Origin of the sequence: Saccharolobus shibatae B12, from assembly GCF_019175345.1 — an archaeon.
GTDB classification, from domain to species: domain Archaea; phylum Thermoproteota; class Thermoprotei_A; order Sulfolobales; family Sulfolobaceae; genus Saccharolobus; species Saccharolobus shibatae.
Map to the genome: position 1 here is coordinate 1175277 of NZ_CP077717.1, position 26234 is coordinate 1201510.

22 protein-coding genes and 2 pseudogenes are annotated in these 26234 nt (G+C 37.2%); 13 read left to right on the forward strand and 11 right to left on the reverse strand.

All coding sequences use genetic code 11. The features are described from left to right. Positions 1-4: 4 nt before the first annotated feature. Positions 5-1396: a 4-hydroxyphenylacetate 3-hydroxylase family protein gene (locus J5U23_RS06570; RefSeq protein ID WP_218267316.1), complete on the reverse strand. Its 1392-nt coding sequence runs from the start codon at positions 1394-1396 to the stop codon at positions 5-7. Positions 1397-1489: 93 nt separating this feature from the next. Further along, the gene (locus J5U23_RS06575; protein ID WP_218261458.1) at positions 1490-2977 is read right to left on the reverse strand and encodes an MFS transporter; all 1488 of its coding nucleotides are present in this window, start codon (positions 2975-2977) and stop codon (positions 1490-1492) included. A 239-nt stretch (positions 2978-3216) separates the two neighbouring features. Between J5U23_RS06575 and J5U23_RS06580 the strand changes: the two genes are divergently transcribed. Further along, the gene (locus J5U23_RS06580; protein WP_218260012.1) at positions 3217-3816 is read left to right on the forward strand and encodes a TetR/AcrR family transcriptional regulator; all 600 of its coding nucleotides are present in this window, start codon (positions 3217-3219) and stop codon (positions 3814-3816) included. Between the two features lies 1 nt (position 3817). On the opposite strand, the gene J5U23_RS06585 is transcribed toward J5U23_RS06580, so the two are convergent. Continuing rightward, positions 3818-4261 carry an SCP2 sterol-binding domain-containing protein gene (locus J5U23_RS06585; RefSeq protein WP_218267317.1) on the reverse strand — a complete coding sequence of 148 codons (444 nt, stop codon included), beginning with the start codon at positions 4259-4261 and terminating at the stop codon, positions 3818-3820. A gap of 90 nt (positions 4262-4351) precedes the next feature. Here J5U23_RS06585 and J5U23_RS06590 point away from each other — a divergent pair, with 90 nt between their 5' ends. The 4 genes from J5U23_RS06590 to J5U23_RS06605 all read left to right on the forward strand — a co-directional run bounded on the left by J5U23_RS06590 (position 4352) and on the right by J5U23_RS06605 (position 8721). Beyond that, on the forward strand, positions 4352-5494 hold the full coding sequence (locus J5U23_RS06590) for a thiolase family protein (protein ID WP_218267318.1): 1143 nt from the start codon (positions 4352-4354) through the stop codon (positions 5492-5494). Continuing rightward, positions 5491-5847 (forward strand): Zn-ribbon domain-containing OB-fold protein, encoded by a 357-nt coding sequence (locus J5U23_RS06595; RefSeq protein WP_218267319.1) that lies wholly within the window; start codon positions 5491-5493, stop codon positions 5845-5847. The genes J5U23_RS06590 and J5U23_RS06595 overlap by 4 nt, the downstream gene beginning before the upstream one ends. A 67-nt stretch (positions 5848-5914) precedes the next feature. After that, positions 5915-7585, forward strand: coding sequence for a long-chain-fatty-acid--CoA ligase (locus tag J5U23_RS06600; protein ID WP_218267320.1), 1671 nt, complete (start codon positions 5915-5917; stop codon positions 7583-7585). Between the two features lie 23 nt (positions 7586-7608). After that, entirely contained in the window at positions 7609-8721 is a 1113-nt protein-coding gene (locus J5U23_RS06605; protein ID WP_218260017.1) for an acyl-CoA dehydrogenase family protein, read from the forward strand. Between the two features lie 23 nt (positions 8722-8744). Here the strand turns inward: J5U23_RS06605 and J5U23_RS06610 are convergent, their stop codons facing one another. Together J5U23_RS06610 and J5U23_RS06615 are read right to left on the reverse strand one after the other, a co-directional pair. Further along, positions 8745-10736 carry a 3-hydroxyacyl-CoA dehydrogenase/enoyl-CoA hydratase family protein gene (locus J5U23_RS06610; protein WP_218267321.1) on the reverse strand — a complete coding sequence of 664 codons (1992 nt, stop codon included), beginning with the start codon at positions 10734-10736 and terminating at the stop codon, positions 8745-8747. An 81-nt stretch (positions 10737-10817) separates the two neighbouring features. Beyond that, the gene (locus tag J5U23_RS06615) at positions 10818-11747 is read right to left on the reverse strand and encodes an MBL fold metallo-hydrolase (protein ID WP_218267322.1); all 930 of its coding nucleotides are present in this window, start codon (positions 11745-11747) and stop codon (positions 10818-10820) included. A 195-nt stretch (positions 11748-11942) separates the two neighbouring features. Here J5U23_RS06615 and J5U23_RS06620 point away from each other — a divergent pair, with 195 nt between their 5' ends. Together J5U23_RS06620 and J5U23_RS06625 are read left to right on the forward strand one after the other, a co-directional pair. Then, complete coding sequence (locus J5U23_RS06620) at positions 11943-13409, forward strand: MFS transporter (protein ID WP_218267506.1); 1467 nt, start codon at positions 11943-11945, stop codon at positions 13407-13409. Positions 13410-13706: 297 nt separating this feature from the next. After that, positions 13707-14345 (forward strand): alpha/beta hydrolase, encoded by a 639-nt coding sequence (locus J5U23_RS06625; protein WP_407690813.1) that lies wholly within the window; start codon positions 13707-13709, stop codon positions 14343-14345. Here the strand turns inward: J5U23_RS06625 and J5U23_RS06630 are convergent. Then, a pseudogene (locus tag J5U23_RS06630) lies at positions 14325-15309 on the reverse strand (IS630 family transposase). The gene J5U23_RS06625 and the pseudogene J5U23_RS06630 sit on opposite strands and share 21 nt — an antisense overlap. A 36-nt stretch (positions 15310-15345) precedes the next feature. On the opposite strand from J5U23_RS06630, the pseudogene J5U23_RS15985 reads away from it, so the two are divergent. Further along, positions 15346-15501 (forward strand): annotated as a pseudogene (locus J5U23_RS15985) (alpha/beta hydrolase); the annotation flags it as partial. Between the two features lie 5 nt (positions 15502-15506). Further along, positions 15507-16568 carry an alpha/beta fold hydrolase gene (locus J5U23_RS06640; RefSeq protein WP_218267323.1) on the forward strand — a complete coding sequence of 354 codons (1062 nt, stop codon included), beginning with the start codon at positions 15507-15509 and terminating at the stop codon, positions 16566-16568. Here J5U23_RS06640 and J5U23_RS06645 read toward each other — a convergent pair whose 3' ends face one another. Next, positions 16569-17489: an MBL fold metallo-hydrolase gene (locus J5U23_RS06645; protein WP_218267324.1), complete on the reverse strand. Its 921-nt coding sequence runs from the start codon at positions 17487-17489 to the stop codon at positions 16569-16571. A gap of 43 nt (positions 17490-17532) precedes the next feature. Between J5U23_RS06645 and J5U23_RS06650 the strand changes: the two genes are divergently transcribed. Further along, on the forward strand, positions 17533-18486 hold the full coding sequence (locus J5U23_RS06650; protein WP_218267325.1) for a fumarylacetoacetate hydrolase family protein: 954 nt from the start codon (positions 17533-17535) through the stop codon (positions 18484-18486). Here the strand turns inward: J5U23_RS06650 and J5U23_RS06655 are convergent. Further along, positions 18480-19409, reverse strand: a complete 930-nt coding sequence (locus tag J5U23_RS06655; protein ID WP_218260024.1) for an alpha/beta hydrolase — start codon at positions 19407-19409, stop codon at positions 18480-18482. The genes J5U23_RS06650 and J5U23_RS06655 overlap by 7 nt on opposite strands. Before the next feature lie 33 nt (positions 19410-19442). Then, positions 19443-20387 carry a phosphotriesterase family protein gene (locus J5U23_RS06660; protein WP_218267326.1) on the reverse strand — a complete coding sequence of 315 codons (945 nt, stop codon included), beginning with the start codon at positions 20385-20387 and terminating at the stop codon, positions 19443-19445. Between the two features lie 79 nt (positions 20388-20466). On the opposite strand from J5U23_RS06660, the gene J5U23_RS06665 reads away from it, so the two are divergent. Further along, positions 20467-22149, forward strand: coding sequence for a long-chain fatty acid--CoA ligase (locus J5U23_RS06665; RefSeq protein ID WP_218261467.1), 1683 nt, complete (start codon positions 20467-20469; stop codon positions 22147-22149). Positions 22150-22204: 55 nt separating this feature from the next. Here the strand turns inward: J5U23_RS06665 and J5U23_RS06670 are convergent, their stop codons facing one another. Both J5U23_RS06670 and J5U23_RS06675 read right to left on the reverse strand, forming a co-directional pair. Further along, complete coding sequence (locus J5U23_RS06670; protein WP_218260027.1) at positions 22205-22648, reverse strand: CoxG family protein; 444 nt, start codon at positions 22646-22648, stop codon at positions 22205-22207. Positions 22649-22651: 3 nt separating this feature from the next. Then, positions 22652-23950, reverse strand: a complete 1299-nt coding sequence (locus J5U23_RS06675) for an FAD-dependent oxidoreductase (protein ID WP_218261468.1) — start codon at positions 23948-23950, stop codon at positions 22652-22654. 345 nt (positions 23951-24295) lie between these two features. Here J5U23_RS06675 and glpK point away from each other — a divergent pair, with 345 nt between their 5' ends. Next, positions 24296-25795 (forward strand): glycerol kinase GlpK, encoded by a 1500-nt coding sequence (glpK, locus tag J5U23_RS06680; RefSeq protein ID WP_218267327.1) that lies wholly within the window; start codon positions 24296-24298, stop codon positions 25793-25795. A 249-nt stretch (positions 25796-26044) separates the two neighbouring features. Next, positions 26045-26194, forward strand: coding sequence for a hypothetical protein (locus J5U23_RS15710; protein WP_244988829.1), 150 nt, complete (start codon positions 26045-26047; stop codon positions 26192-26194). Positions 26195-26234: the final 40 nt, after the last annotated feature.

The following is a 26234-nucleotide window of genomic DNA, read 5'->3' on the forward strand; positions in this document are numbered from 1 at the left end:
AAGGTTAACTTAGGATCCTTTTAACTAAGCTCTCAGCTTCCTTGAAATTATAACTTCTGAACAGTTCAATTTTACTAGCTTCCATCGAACCCTCAGCATGTATCATACCAGTTAACAAATATCCAGTAAACGTACTAGCTCCTAATTCCTTGGCTAACTTTAACACCTTTGCTCTCTCCTCTCCGTCAACTGAGCCCCTTAAGTATTTAACAATATTCTTTCCCTCGTCACTTTCCAAATCCTCTTGAGAGGGCATAGTAGCTATTATCCCACCAGCAATGTCAATTAAATCTCTTACAACATCATGGAAGTGCATATTGGAGTATAATTTACCGACATTAGTAAAAAGTGGGTTGGGCACAGCTACACCCTCCATGTTCACTGGATACACAGCTGCAGATATTGCGCTACTCCTCATAATTTCCTTGTAGAGAATTATATCAACTATATCATCTCTCACATGCTTCTCGTCCTCAATTCCATTTACTTGAGATGCCACTTTAGAAGTTCCCAAATATAGATTCATAGTTGCTGACCTATACGATAATGCGGTAAATCTATGAAAGGTTGCAAATAGCATTGCCAATGTTCCAGCGTAGTCGTATTCCTTAAATAAAAATACCCTATCCCAAGGAACGAAAACGTCATCGAAGACAGTTAATGTTTCTAGCTCGAAATCTTTTCTACTGAGCACTGAGGATGAATTTCCCTCAACTTCATCAATTGGTCTAATATACATCCTCAAACCCTTAGTATTAGCAGGGATTGCGAAGGCTACCGCGTAATCCTTATCACTATCCCTCATTGCTCTGGTTGGTATAACAATAATCTCGTCAGACACTGCAGATTGGGTAGTATGGGCCTTTGCTCCTCTAACTACTATTCCATCGCTTTTCACATCAACTACTCTAACATACATATCTGGATCAACTTGTTCGGAAGGCCTTTTACTTCTATCTCCCTTAACGTCAGTCTGGGCAGTGGCTAGCGTCAAATCCTCTTTTGCAACTCTTTCAAGATATCTCTCTACACGCTTTGAGTAATCAGTTCCATATTTCCTATCAACTTGTTTAGCAGTGATCATAAGGGCAAACATCGCGTCGCTTCCTATTGCTTGTGAAATGTTAAATATACCGTTGCAATACATCGTTAAATCATAAATTAGCTTGTGCCTATCCAATAAGTCTTGTGATGTTGACGGTACCCTAAAGAACTTGCTGATTTTCCCCATTTTACTATCTTCATATAGCCTTTCAGCGTACTCATATAATTTAGCTGCATGTAATGCTGCTGTCTTCAAGACTGGATGTGTTGTTATATCTTCTACTAACTTCCCCCTATAATACAGACTTCTACCATCCTTCAAGGACTTTAGGAAATATTCTTTTGATCTCATAAATAATATTACTCATGATACTCTATTAACTTTTTCCTTCCCTTAAAGAAATACCGCGTTTAAAAAAGGTATTTCTTAAAACTTTATTTGTTATTATTTCTCACTTTTTATAATTCCTCCTTGAGGTTGCTGCGGAGTTAGATGTATCTCGTTTATCTCCTCCAGTCTTACCCCAACTGTCCTAGGAACAGTAAACCACAAGATCATCGCAGCTATAACTACAGGAAATGCCTCAATAGCCCATGCGTTTATTGGTCCAGTAGCCACTACTAGCGGGAAGAGCAATAATGGGCCTATGGCTCCTCCAATATGTCCTAGCCCATCAGTAATAGCAAATCCAGTAGATCTGGCAGCGGTTGGGAATGACTCACTACTCATTAAATATCCAGCTAAGTACGACATTCCACCTCCAATAGCGTTTGTAATAAGGCCTAAAGTCAATGTCATACCTAACAGATCAAAATGCACAGCAAAATACGCAGCAACTACCATGCCGACTAACCAACCTATGGAACCAATTTGGGTGATTAGTCTCCTATCTGTTCTCTCTATAAAGGTCAATAGGAGAAATGCCATAAGTGTGTCTCCTAAAGCTGCAAATCCAGTAAAGAGAACGAACTGATTAAACATTGCCCCAGAGTAACCTATGAACTTTCCATAGTAATCCCATAACGTTGAAAATGTATATTGTACGAAGTATATGAAAAACCAGAACAATATGAGCCCTATCAAACGTTTCGCAAATACTCTCTTTCCTAGTATCGAAAATGGATTTGTAGTCTGATATGAATAATTTATTATTTTAGGTTCTGGTAAAGATTGAACTCCAGCTCTCTTCATGGCAGTCTCTTCCATTATTCTCACTATACTCTCAGCCTCATTTATCCTCCCCTTTTTAACTAAGAATCTTACAGTCTCTGGAGCCCTAATTCTAAATACCAGTGCAGCTACAGCCATTATGGCAGCTATTCCAAATGCTAATCTCCATCCCACAGAGGGTAAGCCAGTAACCAACAATGCGGCAATAGTTGCACCTACACCAACTGCTATCCATCCTGCTAAGTAGATCCAGTTCGCGTACTTACCTCTTTTTGAGCTTGGAGCAAATTCAGATATATATACCATGGCTAAGTTTAAATCTCCGCCTATCCCTGCTCCCTCAATGAATCTAAATACTGCTAGCATGGGAAAGTTGACAGATAATGCCATCCCCAAACTACCTATTGCAGTCAATAAAACAGTGATTATTAGTACAGTCCTTCTGCCTATTCTATCTGCTAAGTAACCTAATCCTAGAGAACCTGGAATATAACCAAATAGACCTAGAGATGCTATTAACGAAGCCTGGGATGCATTTATAAAGGGTATATACGGTAGTGCAGCTCCTATATTTCCTACGGCATCATAGAGTGTTATGAAGTAGCTAAATCCTATAGCCCATAGTAGTGCATATGATAGTCCCCATGTAGGTAGTCTATCTATTCTAGCCAGATATTCATCTAATTTACTACTCATGTGGTTACTTACGTCAATTAATTCATAAAGATATCTTATGAAAGTCAATTTTTTAGATTTATACATTTATTCTATGATAAGGAGTTCTTAAGATTCTATTTTGAATTATACTATATAGCTTCATACTCATTTGTTAATTTAACTTACATTTAGAAAAAAGAGGTTATCGCTATACTGACTGGGATTCATCTATATTTTTAAATAGCACTTATTTATAAATTAGGAAAGTATTATTGTAATATCATTCCTCCTAGAAAGGTTTATATACGATGGCAATAAATTATAAATTGACTCAGTAATCAAAAATGGTGGTCAAAATGTATAGGTACCCGAAAACTGAAAAGGGAAAGGAGTCATTAAATAAAATAATTAATGCCTCACTCGATTTAATTTCAGAGAAGGGTTTTCTAAACACCAGTATAAGCGATATAACCAATAAGGCTGGTGTTGCTTATGGTTTGTTCTATTTCTATTTTAAAAGTAAACATGATATATTGGATGAACTAATTAGAAAATTCAATACCGATATGAGGTATTATTTAAAGGTAAATACAATGGGTATACAAAATAGGATAGAAATGGAAAAGGAAGGTTTAGCTAAATTCCTAGAATGGATGAGTCAGAATAAAAAATACTACAAGGTATTCGTAGAGGCTCAAGTGCATAGGCCAGAAATGTACATATGGCATTTCAATAAATTGGCAGAAAGATACAAGATTGGCCTAAAAGAGGCTATGGATAGGGGAGAGATTGTTAAAGTAGATCCAGAATTATTAGCCTATGTATTAATAGGAATAGGAGAGATGATAGGTAGAAGATATATCCTATGGACAAATCAAGGATTAACCAAAAAACAATATAATGACTTGGCCATTCTTATAGAAAACATGCTAAGACCCAAGTAATCTAAACAAGGAATTTTGTATTTATTTTATTTGAGATGTTAGCCATAACCACTGAAGCAGTAGTATATCTAGCTAGATCGAAAAGGCTACCCTTCTTAAGCTTTATTGTACCAGATAACAAGGCTGAGACTACTTGCAATTTACCGCTAATTATATCTTTCCAGGAATTATAACTTGCCTCAAGTACGTATGGGGCATCAGCCTTGGTAATATCGGTGAAAAACTCCGTACCTTGACACTTTCCATTATTTAGATAAAGCTTCATTGCTATGGTGTTAGTACCCTTTACACCTAAATAGTCCAATACTTGGAAAGGGATATCGGTTACCACGAATAAAATTGGCGACACCCACCCTTTCCCTGCATCATTATATTCTTTGCTTTCACTTAGTAGTTTACACCATTCTTCTGCCCATTCCTTACTAGGATACACAAACTCAGCCATAGTAAAAGTTAATCTGAACTTCTTAATAAGTATTATTAGAAGGAGAAATTTGAACAAGATTTTTTAATAAGTAGTAAATTATGATTAACGATGATTGTAGGATTTGCTGGAAAACTGTATAAAAATTATGAGAAAGATGGAATAGAGCTATTAAAAGAAGCTATTGATGAGGCCCTAGAGATGGCGGGACTAAATTATGCTGACATTGATGGGATAATGGCTAATATAGGTAGAGGTTCATTCCACGGCAATAAAACGTATTTAAATCCTCCAGTCCAAATAAGTGAATATTTTGGAATAAAGCCGAAAATTATAGACCATGTGCAATACGGTGGACCTTCAGTGTTGTCAATGATATATAGAGCGTATAAGGCAATTAATGCGGGGGATGCAGAGACAATACTTTGCATACAAGGAGGGAAAATATCTCATTTAAGAGACAACCATTTTCAAAAAACAGATATAATTGATAGCCCCTTTGATGATTACATTAAGATTTACGAGCAGATGTCTCCAATATCTGATTACGCAATGGTAGCCTATAGACATTCGAAACTCTTCGGTACAACTGATGAACAGAGAGCACGAGTAGCTGTAATGCAGAGATATAGTGCGAGTTACAATCCTAAAGCTCTATTCAGAAATCCTATTACAGTGAAGGACGTTTTGCAATCTAGGATAGTTTCTTATCCTTTGCATCTTCTTGAAATAGTATACCCTATAGATGGCTTTCACGTTTTTGTAGTAAGTAAAAGAAGGGGTAAGTCGGTACTTAGAAATATTGATATTTTAGCATATGGAGAGGCTCATTGGCCAAATCCACCAGCTGAATGGGATGATATAATTTATACTCCAGCAATTGAAAGTGCGAAAAGGGCTTCATTTGACCTTAATCGTGTAGACACCTTTCAACTTTACGACTCATTCACCATAACCGTGATGCTACAAATGGAGGACATAGGGTTAGTTGAGAAGGGTAAGGTTGGGCAATTCGTTGAATCTCATGACTTAACTTTCAAGGGTGATGTTCCCATTAATACTGGGGGTGGTAGTTTGAATACTGGTCAACCCGCTTACATGAGTGGTGGTGTTATTTTAGAAGAAGCTTTACTTCAATTAAACGATATGGCAGATGGTCATCAGGTTAAGGGTGCTGACGTTGTATTCCTAAATGGAATTGGGTGGTGGAGTAGAAGGCATAGTGTAACTTTAGTATTGGGTGAGCGGAAATGAGAGATGATGAGATAAGAGAATCATACTTTAAATATTTTAACGAAGAGAAGCTACCGTTTATTCAGTGTAAAAATTGTGGTCATAGGTTTTACTATCCAAGAGCATTTTGTCCTAAATGCGGCTCTTCAGATGTTGAAGTTAGATTTAGTAAAGGGCAAGGTAAAATATTTGCGATGACTAAAATCTATAGGAAGGACGGTAGCTATGTTGTTTATGGAATAGTTGAGCTAGATGAGGGGTTTAGAATGTATTCCAATATAGTCGAGGGGAATCAAGCTGACATTGCTAAGAGAGTTGAAGTAATATTTAAGGAGATAAACGGTAAGAAATACCCCTTATTTAAGGTTGCCTAGCCCTTAGTTTCATTTTTTATCTATAAAGGTAAAAAAGCTTAAATATAGAAAAGATTACATATTACATGTGGAGATAATAAAAGGTTTTCCTTCAACTATGATGGACGACTATCAACTTAATGTTGTGCAAATATTGGAACATGCAGGGAAATGGTATGGGGAACAAGAAATCGTCTCTAGGAGAAAGGATAATACAATTATAAGATATAATTATAGGGAAGCATTCAGAAGGGTTAAAAAACTCGCAAATTCACTTAAGTCTTTAGGCGTTAGGGTTGGTGATAGAGTAGGTGTACTAGAGTGGAATACGCATAGGTTTTACGAATTATACTTTGCAATACCAGCTACGGGTGCAGTAATGTTAGAGCTAAATCCTAGACTTCATCCACTTCAATTGGCTAAGATTATCAATCACTCTAAAGTATCGTTTCTTTTCCTAAATGAGGACTTCATTCCCTTAATCGAGAGCATATCAAACAATATTCCATCCGTTAAGAAGTTCATAGTGATTTCAGATACAGAGAAGAAACACCAAACTAATTATTACGATTACGAGAAACTGGTGGAGGGAGGCGATGAGAAGTATGAGATACCAATGTTTGACGAGAGGACAGCGTGTTACGCAGCTTATACTACTGGTACAACTGGAGACCCTAAAGGGATATATTATTCACATAGATCAATTGTATTAAATACATTAGTAATATCACGTAATATTACAATAGATGATACTTTTATGCAATTAGTACCTATGTTTCACGTAAATGGTTGGTTAGGATTTATGGCTACTACACTAGTAGGAGCTAAGCTAGTGTTACCGGGAAGATATACTGCTGATAACCCAAAACCGTTAGTTGACTTGATGATTAGCGAGAAAGTTACAGTTACGGCTGGGGTTCCAGAAGTGTTCAGCTCCATTTTAAACTACTTAAGAAACATGGAAAACAAGCCGTTGTTTGTAAATTCTAGAATCCTTATAGGGGGAAGTGAACCTCCTCTGAGCTTAGTAATAGGTCTAATGGAGTTTGGATTTCAAGTTGGGCAGGGATATGGTGCTACTGAGACTACTCCTTCAGTCGCGGGTAGTGTCGTTAAACCCAAGATAAGGGAGAAATATTCAGATAAGGATATGTTGGATTTGTTAAGAAAACAAGGTATACCAGCTTTTGGGATTAATATAAAAGTTGTCGACCCATCAACTGGTGAAGAGGTACCTCACGATGGTAAAACTGTGGGAGAGTTATGGATCAGAGGACCATGGATTGCCTCATCCTATTATAATGATCCCAGAACAATGGAGTCGTTTGTTGGTGATGGTGTAGATAGGTGGTGGAGAAGTGGTGATTTAGCTGTAGTAGATGAGCTAGGTTATATTAAAATAGTGGATAGAATAAAGGATGTTATAAAGAGTGGAGGAGAATGGATAAGTACCGTAGATTTGGAGAACCACTTAATGACTCATCCTGCTGTAGCTGAGGCTACTGTCATAGGTATCCCTCATCCTAAATGGGGAGAGAGACCATTAGCTTTCGTGGTTTTAAGGCAAGGATTTGAAAATAGAGTAAGTAAGGAGGAGCTATTAGGGCATTTAAGCCAGAGATTCGCCAAATGGCAGCTACCTGACGATATAATATTCGTCAAGGAGATTCCCAAGACTAGTGTAGGGAAATTTGATAAGAAGGTTTTAAGGGAAAAATATAGAGATTTCTTTACTAGTGGTAGAAAAGAAAGTATTTAAAGTGAAGAGGAGGTATTAAAATTATGAGTAAAAATGAGGATGAATTAGAGGAGTACAGAGTTAAGGTAAGGGAGTGGATAAGGAATAATGTACCGGAGGAGATAAGTGCTAAAGGAGATATGGCTCCCCCTGAGGTATTAAGGGAGTGGCAAAGGAAGATATATGAGGCCGGATATCTAGGTGTCTCTTGGCCAAAGGAATATGGTGGATGGGGAGAAAATCCGATTAAGGAGATAATAGTTAGAGAGGAGTTCGCCAAAGCAGGAGTACCTTATGCGACAGTTGGATTAGGAGTATCCGTGGTTGGTCCAGCAATAATTCTCAACGGTACTGAAGAACAGAAGAAGAAATACATAAGGAGAATATTAACGGCTGAGGATATATGGTGTCAAGGTTTTTCTGAACCACAAGCCGGTTCAGATTTGGCCGGAATAAAGACTAAAGCTGAGGATAAGGGAGATCACTTTCTAGTTAATGGGCAGAAGATATGGAGCAGTTATGCACATCTGGCTAACTATTGCCTTCTCCTAACAAGGACTGGCGATGTATCAGAGAGACATAAGGGGCTTACTATGCTTATAGTTGATATGAAGAGCGAGGGAATAAGAATAAGCCCAATAAAGCAAATTACCGGAAGATCTGAATTTAACACATTGTATTTTAATAACGTAAAGGTACCTAAGGAGAACGTAGTTGGTAAGGTTGGTGAAGGATGGAAAGTGGCAATGTCCACGTTAAATTATGAGAGGCTTAACATAGGAACAATATTATTTACAGTAGAGAGGCTCATAAGGGAACTATCTATAAACAATGAGCAACTGTTCAATACAGCAGAGGATATAATAGCACTAAAGTCATTTTATAAGAGGATACTGGAGAGGCTCAAGAAGGGATATATTGCAGGTCCAGAGGCTGCAGTGATAAAGTTAGTAGCTTCAGAGGCCATACAGAGAGTTTACGAAAACGCAATGAGTAATGCTGGAATAGAAGGACTGGTTATGGAAAGGGAACCTGGATTTAGGCCAGAGATAGCATATGGCTTATTAGCCTCTAGAGCTATAACAATAGCTGGTGGTACTTCAGAGATATTAAGGAATCTATTGGGAGAAGTAGTTCTGGGATTACCAAAAGGCTAAGGAAAGAAAAATAAAGTAAAAAATTATTCTCCTTTAAATTGTGGTTTTCTTTTCTCCAGGAAAGCCTTTACTCCTTCTTCCACATCTTTAGTTGTAAATAAAAGCCCAAATAATGTGGACTCAAGGGTCTGTCCAGTCCAGATATTGGATTCGTATCCTAACTCTATTGCCAATTTAGCTGCCAAGAGGGATATTGGAGATTTTTCGGCTATTTTCAATGCTACTCTTCTTACTTCCTCCTCAAACCTATTTGCTGGGACTATTAAATCCACTAATCCCATCTTATACGCATCATCAGCTGAAACCATGTCTCCAGTATATATCATTAACTTAGCCTTTCCCTTCCCAACTAGTCTAGGTAATCTCTGTGTTCCCCCAGCTCCAGGTATTATGCCTATGTTTATTTCAGGCTGTCCTAATTGCGCAACTTCGGAAGCTATCCTTATATCGCAAGCTATGGCCAACTCAAGTCCACCCCCTAATGCAAACCCATTTATCCCTGCAATTATTGGCTTAGTATAAAGAGCAATTTTGTTTACTACATTTCTTAGAGTCCTCAATCTTATCACGTCTATTGGTCTTAACGTAATGAATGAACTAACGTCTGCTCCAGCTGAGAAAGCCCTACCATTACCAGTAATAATGACAACTCTTACGTCACTTCTGCCCTCTAATTCATCTAGACTCTTATCGAGTTCACTTACCAACTCTGGATTTAATGCGTTTAAACGCTCTGGTCTGTTTAATATAATCCACGCTAGGGGTGGTTCAATACGTATAATAAGTGTGTTTAGTTTCTTCTCCTCAACCTTTCCATACGTATAGAACCCACTACCAGTCTTTATTCCTAATTTATTCTCTCCTACCATTTGAGTTAGCAAGGGATCTGGTGAGAAAACACTATAACCAGATAATGCCTTTAGGTCTTCCAAAGCCTTAATCACGTTATCAATTCCTAATTCATCTGCGTATTGGAATATTCCCTTGGGAAGTCCTAAGCCTAATCTCACACCTAAATCTATGTCATCTCTACTTGCTATTCCTTCTCTCAATAGTCTAGCAGCCTCATTTACAGCTCCGGCTAAAATTAATACGGGGTTTAATTTATCAGCTAATTCTTTTGGCAATTCTGGTTTAACATACTTACCTGGTGCTGGATAAGTATAGAAGCCTTTTCCAGTTTTTACACCTAGTTCGTTGTTCTTAAACTTCTGCTCTATTAGACTGCATATTGGTATATCGTCTCTTATTCCTAATTCCTCTCTAGATTTTGAAACATAGTATGCAACATCTACTCCAGTATAGTCTATTAACTCATAAACTCCCATCGGAAATCCTAATTTATATCTAGCTACTGCGTCAACTTCTCTGTAGTCTGCAACTTTCTTCTCCACTAATACGCATGAGGCGACATTTATCTGACCCAATATCCTATTAACAACATAACCTGGCACGTCTTTGTTTATCATTATTGGTTGTTTACCAAACCTCTTTGCCAAATCGTAAGTTACCTTAGCGGTTTCATCACTAGTTTTATCTCCTTTCATCACTTCCACAAGTTGCATTAATACTGGCGGGTTGAAGAAGTGCATCCCCACAACTTTATCAGGTCTCTTAGTAGCTTCAGCGATTTTAGTGATTGGTAAACTACTCGTATTTGTGGCTAATATTGCATGGGATGGTAATAACTCGTCAAGTTTGGAGAAAACTTGTCTTTTTATATCCATTCTCTCGGTTGAAGCCTCTATTGAGAAGTCAGCATCACTCACTGTCTTATCTAATCCCACTATAGTAGTTATCCTGGACATTATGGTATCGACACTCTCTTTTATCTGTCCTCTCTCTTGTAACTTACTTAAACTCCATCTTATCCTCTCTAAAGCATTGTTTAATATATCTTGAGATATATCACTTAAGTACACCTTATACCCAGAAATCGCAGCAATTTCAGCTATACCGTGTCCCATTGTTCCTGCTCCAACTACAAGTATTTTTTTAATATCTTCTACTTTCATCGGATAAAGATAAGCAAAATAAGGTTAAAAAGTAATCTCAATTCAATCTTCATACAATTTTTAATATTTACCCATTTTATATCAACTACTTATAGTATAATAAATACTATTAGTGTTGTTTATCTCCCTTATAACGCCCTCTTCAACTAGATATTTAATATGTGATAATGTTTCCCCCATAGCCAATTGCTTATCAAACGTTGAAAGTTCATCCCACTTCTTATACCAAGAAATTCTAGACGCAATATCAAATCCATTAGCCCTTCTCAAAACACTTATAATATTCTTTATTTCCTCTAGCCTTCTTTTATGATGTTCCTTTATTTCCTCTACCCTTTTACTTACATCTTTGAACGGCTCTCCATGTGCTGGATATAATTGCTCAACACTTAGTCTTTCTATCCTATCGAGGCTTTCTAAATACGCCTTCAATGGATTATCCTCCAATCTCAATAACGATATATTTGGCGTTATGTCTTGCAATATGTGATCCCCGCAGAAGACTACTTTGTCGTAGGCTAGGCAAATATGTCCCATGGTATGACCAGGCGTCAATAATACTCTCATCTGCCTTTGTCCAAATTTTACCACATCCCCATCCTTAACGGTATTAAAATTTACGCTGTCAATTATTTCGTTAAATCGACTTCGATTTTTAAACATTTTCTGGATAAACTCTTCCGGAAACCCATTTGCGAGAAAATATTGTCTCATTTCTTTTTCGTACTCTTCACTCATGAGATAGGTTATATACTCGAACTCTCTATCCGATATCAATATATTACTCCTATCTTTAAATAATCTAACTAGACCTATGTGATCTGGATGATAATGAGTAACAACAACGAAGCTTGGATAGCCATTCACTTTTAAATAGTTTGTCAAAGCGATTAAATCTTCTTGAGTAGGTAGTCCAGTATCTATTAGTATGCTCTCTTCATTGTCCTTTACCAGATATGCGTTGATGTACTTTAAGGGACCTTGCATTGGTAGCTTTAAAGTAAATATCATCGCAAACTCATTTTCTCTTGACTAGCTTTAAAACTTATCCCTTTAGTCCAATAAACTGATTTTACTCTTATTGCTTTTTAAAAATTGAATAAATAGACAGACCTTTATTTACAACCAAGTGTTAAAACTATACAAATTGATCTAATATACGTTATGACCTATATTGTTGATGATGGGTATGTAATTATACAGTATATGTATAAATCTAAAAAATTGACTTTCATAAGATATTTTTATGAATTAATTGACATAATTAATCACATGAGTAGTAAGTTAGATGAGTATCTGGCTAGAATTGATAGACTACCTACATGGGGACTATCATATGCACTACTATGGGCGCTCGGAATAGGGTATTTCGCTACCCTATACGACGCGGTATCTAATTTAGGTTACGCCTTACCTTTTATTCCCTTCATAAACACAATACAAGCTTCAATTATTGTTTCAGTGGGTTTAGCAGGTTACATTATAGGCTCCATAGGGTTTGGCATTGCGTCAGATAGAATAGGTAGGAGACTAGTACTAATAACAACATTTGCGCTTCTAGGAATTGGCAGTTTGGGTATGGGTTTAGCTACCAACTATTTAATGCTGTTTATCTTTAGGATGCTAGAAGGTATAGGTATTGGAGCAGGTCTTAATTTAGCCATGGTCTATATTGCAGAGTTTTCTCCTAGTATGAAAAGAGGAAAATATGCAAACTGGATTTTCATCTCGGGATGGACAGCTGTGGGAATTGGTACAGTAGTCGCAGCGTTCATCGTAACTATTAGTCCTACATTAGGTTGGAGAATAATTTTCCTTTTGCCAGCAGTACTAGCAATTATAACTACTGTAATTTTAGCTATTTCATCTCCAGAAAGCGTTAGAATACTGGTAAAGAAGGGAAGGATACAAGATGTTGAGAAGATTGTAAATAGAATGGAAGAGGTAAGTATGAAGAGAGCTAAGATACAATCACTTCCACAGCCTAAGATAGTTCATTACCAAGAAGTGCCATCTTATAGTCAACTGAAAATATTAGGAGAGTCGAAATATCTTAAGCGTCTAATTTCGCTCACGATCTTCTGGTTCTTCATCTACTTCATACAGTATACATCTACTGGACTTGGCCCTACATTCGTAAAAGTAGTGGTAGGATTTACTCCAGCTCAGTATGCAGAGTATATTAGATTGTCAGGATTTGCTGCGATAGGAGCTACAATAATCTCGTTTATTTTACTAGGCATAGTAGAGAAGACTGATAGAAGGTTGCTAACCCAAATAGGAGGAATAGGATTCCTAATTAGCTCTTTCGTATCGACATATTTACTACTTAACAAGGAACTCATAACTTGGTTTATAGCCTATTTTCTTCTAGAATTCGTTGTCAATCCACCATATCTAGCTGGATATTTAATGAGTAGTGAGGCCTTCCCAACGGCAGTAAGATCAACGGGTTTCGCCATAACTGATGGTATAGGGCATTTAGGTGGAGTTATTGGGCCTTTGCTTTTATTTCCTTTAATAGAGATAATAGGTCCATTACCAGCATGGGTAATTCTAGGCCTCCCAGCCCCATTTGCGGCTGCTTTATTATGGTTTACAATTCCTAAGACAGTAGGGGTTAGACTTGAGGAGGTCAATGAAGCTTACAGAGAAGGCACTGCACAAAGATAACTCATAGCTAAATAATCTCTAGCTAAACTTTAGAGAACTAATAGTGAAAGTTTCTTAAAATTAAATAGTAAACTATATATGGAGTCAAAAATATAAGATTGATTAGGTGGAAGGATTCCTCTAGATCCGGAAGTAAGAAAATTTTTAGAATATTTCTATAGTGCTAACGTTTTAGATTTTACCAAATATTCATTAAAAGAAATTAGAGAAAAACTAAACAAGCTTTTAGCAGAAGCAACTCCGAAGGACCCAGTATATAAGATTGAGGATAGAAAAATTAGAGGTTCAGAAACTGAAATACCTATAAGAATATATTATCCAGATGATAAACGAGGCCATCCTATTGTTCTCCATTTTCATGGTGGGGCATGGATTTTAGGAAGTATCGAAACTGAGGATAGCGTTTCTAGAATATTAGCTAATTCTTGTAACTGCATAGTTATTTCAGTTGATTACAGACTAGCTCCAGAACATAAGTTTCCCGCAGCCGTGACTGACTGCTTCGATTCGACAAAATGGGCTTATGAAAACGCTGAAAATATAGGTGGAGATAAAAATCGGATCGCAGTTTTCGGTATCAGTGCGGGAGGCAACTTGGCTGCTGTCACATCTATTCTTTCCAGAGATCGTGGGATGAAATTAAGGGCACAAGCGCTTGTAGTTCCGTTCGTCTATCTAGATTTAGCCTCTAGATCAATGACTGAGTATAGAAAAGGTTATTTCTTGGACATTAACGTACCAGTAGATTACGGAATAAGAATGTACATAAGAGACGAGAAGGACATTCTTAATCCCATGTTCGTCCCTTTAATTACAGAAGATCTTTCAAACTTACCACAAGCTATAGTTGTGACTGCAGAGTTTGATCCTCTAAGAGATCAAGGAGAGGCTTACGCTAGTATTTCCGGAAAGTTCTTAGACCTCAATTTTATCTAACCCTAAGTATGTTATTGCATTAAGATCAAATCTATACTTATTTTCTTCAAAGAACTGTTTAATACAATTTTTAACGTCTTTTATCGTATAAAATATTTTATTGCTCATGTAGTTCTTGAGGGACTTGAAGACCGCCTCAGCCATATTAAGCTCAGGCGAGTAGGGAGGAGTAAACACGGGATGAATACCCTTCCTACGACAAACCTCAAGCGTACCCTTAGTCTTGTGAGGAGAGTAATTATCCATGACCATGTAAACCCTACCACTACCCACACGCCTCCTAAAGTACCTCAAGAAATACTTAACAGATTCAGAGTTAGGCCTTTTAGCAAGAGAAACTATTACTTCACCGGTCCAAGCGTTTATAGCGAGAATAACATAGATTGAGGAAAAACCTATATTGACGCGCATTACGGGCTTACTGCCGATCTTAGCTAGAACCTTCTTAATTGACGTGCTAATTACTGCCCTACACTCGTCTAGAAAGAATAAGGCCTTTCCTTCCAATTTCTTTATTTTTTTTAAAGTCTTCCCACTTGTCCTTTTCTGCCTGGATGTTGGTAGGTCTGGGTTTTACTAGGTTGTATCCTAGTTCGTGGACTAGTTCGTATAGTCTGGATTTCTTGTACTCTATTCCTTGTTCTTGTAGTGCTATCTTTAATGTTCTCATTGTCCAGTACTCTTCTTGTATTCCGTATTTTTGGGGCTTATCTTCAAGTATTTGTTTTATCTTTTCTTCTTCTACTTTTCTGGGTCTTCCCGATCTGGGCTTGTCCCTTAGTCCATCAAGACCTTCCTTCTTGTACTTACCAATCCACAATTTTATCGTGGAATAGCCCTTGTTAAGCATTTTCGAAACTTCTTTCTCCGATTTACCATCAACTACGTGCAGCTTCACTGCAAGAATCCTCTCCTTAATTCTCGCGTTCTTCTCTTCCTTATAAGCTTGAACCAAATCTTGCATAGTTCAATCTGGTAATGCTAATCTATAAACTTTTCGGAAACACTAGCGAAGAGGCTAATGGAATCTGGAGTCTCTACCTTAAGCTTTAGGGTAAACGGCATGGTTCACGCCTTCATAGGTTCTCCTAATGTGAGTAGACTAGTTACTGTCATGGTCGGTTCTGCGCTAAAGGATATCTTAACAAGAGGTTAGGATTGATGTATGAAGAATGGAAAATTGTAAAAAGTGAGTCCCCAATCTTAGGTAATGAACAGCTTGTAGAGAACATATGGAAGATGAAGAGAGAAGGTTCTACATATGATGTCATATCCCTTCACAAGGTAAATTTAAGAGATGGTGGTAATGAGGCTATACTAGTTCTTCCCGGTACATGGTCAAGCGGGGAACAATTGGTAACCATAAGTTGGCATGGTATATATTATACAACACCAGACTTCAAAAAATCTATTGTACTTTATCTAGCAAGAAACGGATTTAACGTTTACACAATTGACTATAGAACCCACTATGTTCCTCCATTTCTTAAAGATAAGCAACTCTCCTTTATGGCTAATTGGGGATGGAGTACGTGGATCAACGATATTAAAGAGGTAGTTAGTTTCATTAAACGGAATTCCAATCAAGAAAGAATATTTTTAGCTGGAGAGAGTTTTGGAGGTGGAGCAGCTCTAAACTATTCCTCCCTATATTGGAGGGATGACATTAAAGGACTAATATTGTTAGATGGAGGTCCAGTTAAGCATGGTATTAGACCAAGGTTCTATACTCCAGAAGTAAGTAGCATTGAAGAAATGGAAGCTAAAGGTATTTACGCTATACCCAGTAGAGGAGGGCCAAATAACCCTATCTGGGCTTACGCATTAGCAAATCCAGATATGCCAAGTCCAGATCCCAAATATAAGACTATAAGTGATTTCTTAATGGATAGTTTGTACATAAGTGGATCAGCTAATCCTTACGATTATCCATATTCTAAAAAAGAAGATGTGTTCCCAATTTTAGCTTCTTTCGACCCTTACTGGCCATATAGATTAAGTCTAGAAAGAGGGTTGAAATTTGACTATAAGGGAATACTTGTACCCACTATAGCATTTTTCAGCGAAAGGTTCGGTCTTCAAGTCTTTGACAGCGAGAGATTACCTCCAAATAGTGAAGTCATCTCGTTGAAGGGATATGGACATTTGGATGTGTACACTGGGGAAAACAGTGAAAAAGACGTTAACTCCATAGTGTTAAAGTGGTTGTCGCAACAACATTAATTACTTTATTCCACCTTTCTTTTCCCTATATTTAACCATCTCTACTAATATTTTATCAATATTCTCCAATTTTGAGGCTGGAGGATTTCCCTTCAACTCGCTATAAGCTCTAGCCAAATTTCCAATTATCCTTTCCTTACTTATCCACTCCTCATATTTGCCTAAATTTACTTCATAGGCAGCTCTAATAGGATCATCAATACTCTTCATCAGTTTTCTAGCCTCATCCCTCACAAAGATTAAGTAATCCCTTGATTCATACAAGGTTTTTCTATCATAACTTACCTCACCGTGGCCAGGAACATAAACCTCTGCGTTAAGATTAGCTAGGTTCTCTAACGTATTTATATATCCTTGAATGTAACCCATTAACGCAAATGGAGTACAAGGTGGAGAAAAGAGGAGGTCACCAGTAAATATAACCTTTTTATTAGGAACATAGACGTAGATGTCACTAATCGTATGCGCGTAGCCAACGTACGCTATTCTAACTTCCTCATCATCAATAAATATTCTCATCTCATTATCAATTACTACTTCTTGGGGAGTGTATTTATAGCCCGAAAAATCTATTGTGCTAAATAACTTCTCGTAGGGATTAGCCCCTCTCTTCATTCCCTCTACTACCTTCTCCCTACAATTCTTATGGCAAATGGTTATTGCGTTAGGGAATAAGTGATTAGTCCACAAATGGTCTTCATGTTCATGAGTATTTATCAAATACTTTATTGGCTTATCTGTTACTTTCCTTATTTCAGAAATGAATTGTTTAGTCATTTTCTCATTCGTTAATGAATCCACTACTATAGCGTATTTTTTACCAATTATTACCCCAGCATTGCTTAAGAACCAATCACCATTAGGTTGAATGAAAGCGTATACGTTATCACTTATCCTTTCGAACTTATATTGAACTTCCATAATAATATATATTACCTTTTTTGATTAAATATTTTTAGAGAGCATGAAACTACTAAGTTTCGTTAAGGATAATAGGGTAAGAAGTGGTGTTTTGGTTAACGATGAGCTTGTGGCAGATCTTAATACCTCTTGTTATCTAATGCTAATGGAGAAAGGGGAGGATGAACAGTTTGTGGAGAGGTATTGCCAAGCTATTGTTCCTCCAGATATGCTAGGTGTTCTTCAAGCGGGAGATAGGGGATTGGAAATGGTCAAGGAAATTTTGGAGTGGGCAAAAAAGAGAAATGAGGTTCTTTATAATATTAATCATGTTAAGCTAAAGGCCCCATTATTAAGGGCGAATATGTTAAGGGATTTCTTAGCATTTAAAGGTCACGTTGAGGCTACTTATAGGAGAAGAGGACAGCCTATTCCTGAAGAATGGTTCAAGATACCTATTTATTACAAGGGAGATCCAGCAATATTTTATGGTCATTTAGAGGAAGTACCTTGGCCGAAGTATTCTAATCACGTTGATATAGAATTGGAAATAGCAGCCATAATATATAAGAAAGGTAAGGATATTGATAAAAGAAAAGCAAAGGATTACATACTAGGTTTTGCAATTTTCAATGATTTTAGTGCGAGAGATATACAAATGGCTGAAATGAAAGGTTTGTTAGGGCCAGCTAAGGGTAAAGACTTCGCCAATGGATTGGGTCCTTGGATAGTTACTAAGGACGAGTTATCAGACATTAAGGGGTTAAGAGTTTACGCTAAAATTAATGACGAAATCTGGTGTGATACTAGGGCAGAGGACATGCAATGGACTTTTGAAGAAATGATAGAATATGTCTCACAAGACGAACACATTAGGCCTGGCGATGTTTTCGGTAGTGGTACTGTAAGTGGATGTACTGGATTAGATATAGGTAAATCGTTAAAGCCAAATAGTAGTATAGAACTTTATGTGGAAAAAATAGGTATTCTGAAAAATGTTATAGCAAAAAATCAATAGTTAAATATTTTTCTAATAGATGCGGTAATATGATGTATTGCCTCTCTTCCCGCATCTAAATATTCGTAAAAGCTCATGAAACCGTGAATCATGCCGTTATATCTTAAGCTTATTGCCTTTACCCCACTCATCTTCAATTTATGAGCATAAATTTCCCCTTGATCTCTTAAGGGATCATACTCAGCAGTTATTACCAACGCGGGAGGAAGATTATGTAGATTAGCGAGCATAGGTGAGGCTAAAGGATTATAATAGTCATTATCATCCTTAACATACTGCTTATTGTACCATAAAATTCTCTCATAGGTTAGAAAATAGCCATCACCGTAATTATATATTGAGGGAGAGGAATCTAACATGTTAACTACGGGGTATATTAAAACTTGATACTTCACAATGTTATCCTTATTATCTCTATCAAGAATGCTAACTACTGCAGACAAATTGCCTCCTGCACTATCACCGGCAACTGCAATTTTTGACGTATCTATTGATAACTTTCCTCCATTATTAGCCAACCACTTAACAACCTCATAAGCTTCATAAACTTGTGTAGGGAATTTATGTTCTGGAGCTAATCTATAATCCACCGAAACTACTATCGTATTTGATAACTTCGAAATTAGCCTACATACACTATCATGAGTATCTAAGTTCCCATAAACGAAACCTCCTCCATGATAATACACTACAGCTGGTAGGTTTTCCTTTAGGCTTGGAAAATAGACTCTAACTTTTATGTTCCCATTACTTCCTGGGATAGTCATATCACGAATATCATTCAGTTCAACTTTCTCTTTATTAAACAAATTGACAAAAAGTTCATTTCTGACTTTTCTGAACTCTTGTGGTGTTAGAGGAGTTGTAGGTAATAGCGAATTTATTTTAGTTAGGAGATCTTTAGCTTGAGGATCCAGTGGCATGCTATAATAAAAATGTTGAATTAAAATAAATATTTAGCTGAAGAATTTTTTCGGATTCTCCTTGAATATTATATCTATAATCTCCTCACTCACTCCATTTTTCTTTAAGAACGGTATGGTATCCTCAAATATCAGAGTCATACTCCATCTTGGAGCAAGTTTAGGTTTAAGCTCTGGTCTAGCAGTCCCCCAGTCAATTGTGCAACAATAGTCATGTGAAATCATTATCCTATCAGAGTAACCATCCTTGATTAGTTTCAATGTTGTTTCATTTCTCTTATCAACTGGTAAGAACAAATCCAAACCATATCTATCTAATCCGATAAAGGATCCCTTATCTGCTATCTTCTTTATATAATCCGTATTATCAGTATCGCCCAAATGACCTATCAATATCTTCCCTGGGTCAACACCTTCTTCCACTAATATCCTCTGCTGTTCCAATCCAGTGTTATTGTGGGCGTTAGAGTGCGTAATTATGGGCACTTTAGTCTCCTTATGGGTTATGGCAGCAGCTCTTATTACCTTCTCCACATCTTTAGTGATCCCTGGTTCATCTGCAGCTATCTTTATGAAACCAGCCTTGTTAGAAGTACCTTGTATTCCCTCTTTTATATCATGAATAAATAGATCAGCTATTTCCTCAATTGATCTATTTAAGAAATAGAACGGTAAGTCAACATATATGTAAATCCCAGTCCCTGCAACTAAATTTATTCCAGTAGCCTTAACTACTCTCTCCATAAATCTAATGTCCCTTCCCAATCCCATTACCGTAGGATCCACTATAGTCTTAACTCCAAATTGTATTATTTTCTTAATTTCGTTCACAGCGTTTCTAAATTCTTCTTCCTCGTTGTATAGATGTGGCCATTGAAATCTAACAGCCTCACTGAAAACTCTTAGATGTTCATGTATGAGCGTAAATCCCATATTCTTAGCTTCTATTGGTTCCTTCCCAACTAAAGGTATTCTCATACATTAGTTTATTTTTATTCATAATAGATAAGCTTTTCTGTGAATAAAGGTTTATTAGTGTATATAACTAAATTTTCTTATGAATCAAAGTGTACCATCTGATAGACCTTGGTTTAAATATTGGCCATCTAAGTTGCCTAAGACATTGGATTACCCAGAGGTTCCCCTATTCAATATTATAGAGGTCTCCTCACAGAGGTATCCCAATAAGATTGCTGTAATATATTACGGCAATAGAATAACGTATAGGGAATTGTGGGAAAGCATAATTAGATTTTCATCATTTCTATCTAATGAACTTAAAGTTAGGAAAGGGGATAGAATAGCAATATTTATGCCTAACTCAGTACAATGGATTATAGCCTATTTCGGAATTCTTAGGGCTAATGCGATATTGGTTCCAATAAATCCATTATTGGCAGAAGACGAGATTAACTACATACTTAGGGACTCTGGTTCGGTTGGAGTAGTCACCTTATCATCTTACCTCAGTAAGGTTATTAAGGCTAAAGAAAATAGTCAAGTTAAATGGGTTATAGCGGGTAGGTTTAAGGATTATCTTCCAGAACAACCAGAAATAAGGGTACATCCATTGATGCAGAGGGAGCCAGAGTTAAGTGGTGATGCAATCTATTGGAAGGAAACTCTAAGAAACAATTATAATCCTCCACCAGTTGAGGTGAACGCTGAGGATATTGCTGTAATCCCATATACCTCGGGGACAACTGGAGTACCAAAGGGATGTGTCCACACGCATTCAACCATATGGCCAACAGTTTTGGGATCAGTCGTTTGGAACATGTTAACGCCTTCGGCAGTGGTCTTATCATCCTTACCCATATTTCACGTTACCGGCTTCGTTCATAGTGTAAACGCCCCATTATACACTGGTAGTACAATGGTTTTACTATCTATTTGGGATAGAGAAGCAGCATTGGATGCAATAGAGAAGTATAAAGTTACCCATTGGACTAACATTTCCACTATGGTTGTAGATTTATTAACAACGCCGGGTATAGAAAAGAGGGACTTGAGTTCCCTAATTTTAGTAGGCGGAGGAGGCGCGCCAATGCCCGAGGCTGTCGCCAAGAGGCTGAAAGAGTTAACTGGTTTAGATTATGTAGAGGGTTACGGATTAACTGAAACAATGTCTCAAACTCACGTCAATCCCCCGCAAAGACCTAAGTTGCAGTGTTTAGGGATTCCACATTTTGGAGTTGACGCTTTGATTATCGATCCATCAACAGGTGAAGTGCTCCCGCCCAATAGGGAAGGAGAAATAGTCGTAAGGTGTCCTAGTCTATTTAAGGGCTATTGGAATAAGGAAGAAGAGACTAGGAAGTCGTTTATAACTGTTAATGGTTTAGAGTATTTTAGAACTGGTGATCTTGGATACATGGATGAAGAAGGGTATTTCTTCATCATGGATAGGATAAAGAGAATGATAAATAGAGCAGGGTATAAGGTATGGCCAACTAAGGTAGAAAACAAACTTTATCAGCATCCGGCAGTTTTAGAAGCGTGTGTAGTTGCGACACCAGATCCGAGAACTAATGAGGAAGTTAAGGCGTATATAGTATTAAAACCAGAATATAAGGGGAAGATAACTGCAGAAGATATAAGGGAATGGTGTAAACAACACATGAGCGCTTATGAATATCCCAGGGTTATAGAGTTTGTTGATTCATTACCAAAGAGCGGATCAGGTAAAATATTGTGGAGGGTACTTCAAGAGAAAGAGAAGGGAATCACTAACAAATAGGCTAATTAGAAGTTAGAGATTTTTTACTAATACGAAGAATATTAATTACAATAGATCATGATAATTTTGAAGAAATACAGTTAATTATATGGCTTATGTTGGGCTCGGCTATCCTTCTAATGTTGTCCTCCCCTAAAAGTTTAGATAACATTCCAAGATCTACCTTGGCAAACCAACTCACTCTAGTAACTTCCTCACCTTCCTCTAATCCCATGACGATACTAAACTTTATTCCCACCCCAGCAGATCTACCATTACCGTTTATCTCTACACCATTCTCTTTCTCAAGAATATTGGCAGTTATTAAGGCAGTTAATGTGCTCATATGGGGTATTTTCATTTGCGACACATCTAGCTTGAAATTCGCTTTAAATGTATTATTCATTACCTCATAGCTCTGTAATCCAGGGAGGCATTCGGCAAACTGGTTAGGATTAGTTAAGAATTCCTTAACTGCGTTTATCTTTTTCTTTACCTCAAAAATTCCCTTAAAATCCATTTTCTATATCTTCCCCCTAGAAATTAGTGATAAAAGAATATATAGCGAACTTGAATACCTTTCCTCATCTAAGGATCCTTTCCTATCTAAAATACTCTTCACCACTACTTTAGGTATCCCAATCCTTTCAGCGTAATCTAATAGATTAATATCTAGAGGGCTAATCAGGTTAGTCATTGCAGTTTTACTCACGCTCTTTATGCCTAGCTTAGAAGAGACTAAATCAGCTACTCTTTCTCCAACTAGTCTACCAGTTGTAAACTTACCGCCAATTACGGATACTAATCCTCTTAACCCATTTTCTTTTTCGTGATCAACTAATCTAAAATCCCTCGTAGCCTCTCTTGCAGAGACATCACTTCTAATTAAAGGTCTTATGGAGGCATAAGATCTAACTACCTTCATTTCCTTTAATTTTGGTATTAGGTAAGCTCCCTCACTTACTAACATATTAATATCTTCATCTGAGATGGTGAAGTTATCTGGATCCTCAATAATTGTAGCTGTAGTTCCTAGAATTGACGAATCAGCGTATGGTACAACTATGTCTCCATCAGAGGGTGGTCTCAATCTATTAATGACCATGTTATTAACCCTTTGGTCAAAGACTGCCATAATTCCCGCAGTTGGCATTATTGGTATTTCCTCTAAACCAGCCATCCTTATAATTTTGAAGGACCAAGGTCCTGCTGTATTAACTATATAGTCGGATTTTATTACGTTAGTAGTATTGTTTATTTTGTCGAAAACCTTAACTCCCTTAACACTATCTTTTTCCCTTATGAACTCTACTACCTCATTATACGTTAAAATCTTAGCTCCGTTTAACGACGCTGTAACTGCAACGCTAGCCATTAGGTCGTAACCATAAACTACTTTGTCGGGAACCCAAATCGCCAGCTTTGTATCCCTATTAATAAAGGGTTCACTCTGTAACACCTCATTAACGTCCACGACTTTGTGTTCGATTCCAACTTCTTTTAACGCTTTCATAAAAGATTCAGAGAATTGTAGGTCATCATTAGTAATGCCGAGAAATACTCCACCAGTATCTTTCACTGCATGAGGAGCAATTTTCGATATTATCTTATTCTCTTGAATACACTCCCTAGCGGATTCGGGATCAGTTATCGCATATCTAGCCCCACTATGAAGAAGTCCGTGAAATTTTCCAGAAGTTCCAGAACCTATATCGCCTCTTTCTACCAATATTGTGTCAATTCCCCTTAACGCTAAATCTAAGGCAGTAAATAAACCGCTGATTCCTCCTCCAATTACTGTTACTGTAGATTTAATCTCCATAGTAATGTGTTGTGAGCCTAGCATTAAAAATGTTGATATTGGTAACTCGGGGCGATTCACAGATCCATTGCGATTTCAATTTGTTTTCCTAAAAATAGATAAGAGAAATTGATTCTACATTTTGAGTAACACTGATAGGGGACGAGTATGAGGTAATATCATGGACCTATTAGCTGCAAACGAGGTAACCCTCTACGGCATTCAGCTAAAGGCTTATAGATATATCACTTATAAATTTTGTTTTTTAAAATGTATCTAGTAATCAATATTGATCGGATATAAATCCAAATATCTTCCTAAGATGATCTAAAAGAGTTAAATATTAGTTAAACAAATAATTTTATTATGTCTAATAACTTCATCCTGGCAATAGATGAGGGAACAACAAGTGCTAGGGCAATAATCTACAATCAAGATTTGGAAATAGTAGGAATAGGTCAACACGAGTTCCCTCAACATTATCCACAGCCAGGGTATGTGGAACATAACCCCCATGAGATATGGAATGCACAAATGCTGGCCATAAAGGAGGCGATAGAAAAGGCAAAGATTGAGGCTAAGCAGATTACCGGAATTGGAGTGACCAATCAGAGGGAGACTACAATACTGTGGGATGTAAAAAGTGGAAAGCCAATTTACAACGCGATAGTTTGGCAAGATAGGAGAACTTCTAATATAACGGATTGGCTAAAGGCAAATTACTTTAGGATGATTAAGGATAAAACGGGGCTAGTTCCAGACCCTTATTTTAGCGGATCTAAGATAAAGTGGATGTTGGATAATGTCCCTAATGCAAGGGAGAAGGCTAAAAGAGGGGAAATAAAGTTTGGAACCATAGACACATATCTAATATGGAAATTAACTAATGGTAAGGTCCATGTAACTGATTATTCAAACGCCTCAAGAACTATGTTATTCAATATAAATAAACTCGAATGGGATAGGGAAATTTTAGAATTATTGAAAATTCCCGAGAGTGTATTACCAGACGTAAAACCCTCCAGTCAGATTTATGGATATATCGAAATTTTGGGATCCTCAATTCCAATATCTGGAGATGCGGGAGATCAACAAGCAGCACTGTTTGGGCAAATAGCCTATGAAGTGGGTGAAGTAAAGTCAACTTATGGTACAGGAAGCTTTATCTTAATGAATATAGGCAATAATCCAATTTTCTCGGAGAATATCCTAACTACCATAGCCTGGGGTATAGAGGATAAAAAGGTCACATATGCTTTGGAGGGGAGCGTATTTATAACTGGTGCAGCCGTACAGTGGTTTAGAGATGGGTTAAGAGCGATAGACGTATCTGATGAGATTGAACCATTAGCTGCAAGTACACCAGATACGGGTGGGGTTTATTTTGTACCTGCATTTGTTGGTCTAGGAGCTCCATATTGGGATCCATATGCTAGGGGGTTGATAATAGGTATTACAAGAGGTACTACAAAGGCTCATATAGCTAGGGCAATACTGGAATCAATTGCATACCAAACTAGAGATGTAATAGAAGTAATGGAGAAGGATTCGGGAATTAAAATAAATGTACTCAAGGTTGACGGTGGGGCAGCTAAGGACAATTTACTGATGCAATTTCAGGCAGATATTCTGGGAATAAAGGTAGTAAGGCCAAGGATTATGGAAACTACATCCATGGGTGTAGCAATGTTAGCGGGTTTAGCAGTAGATTATTGGAATTCACTTGAGGAATTAAAACAAAAGTGGAAGATCGACAAGGAATTTATTCCGTCAATGAGTGAAAGGGAGAGAGAAAAACGATACAAAGCATGGAAAGAGGCTGTGAAGAGATCAATGGGATGGGAAAAGTCATTAGGTAGTGAGTGACTATAGCCTCAGTTGTCATGGAGGATTCGTTATGTAAGTATTTCACCGAGTTTATCGGCACATTTATTCTTAATTTTAAGATGGTGCGCTAGTAGATCCCCTATTAAACGATGCTCTAAGCTATTTACTAAGAGACTCACCTTATTTCACTCATTAACTCCTTGAGCAATAGGTATAGGGTTTGTTATTCTTATTATTTTAGGCACAATTAACTGGAGGGATGATAAACGAGCGAGAAGTTGGGAACCAATGCTAGCGCTCTGGTTATTTGGATATAGGACTGTGACGTTCAATTTTAGAGGCGAATATTTCTTCGTCTTTGGTATTCCAGATTTCATAGGAGGTACTGGGAGCACTTTTCTGGGATTATGCATTAAAGCCCATATTTTAGATTTTTAAAAAGTAGCAATAAAGAAAACAACAAATAAAAAGTAGTGTA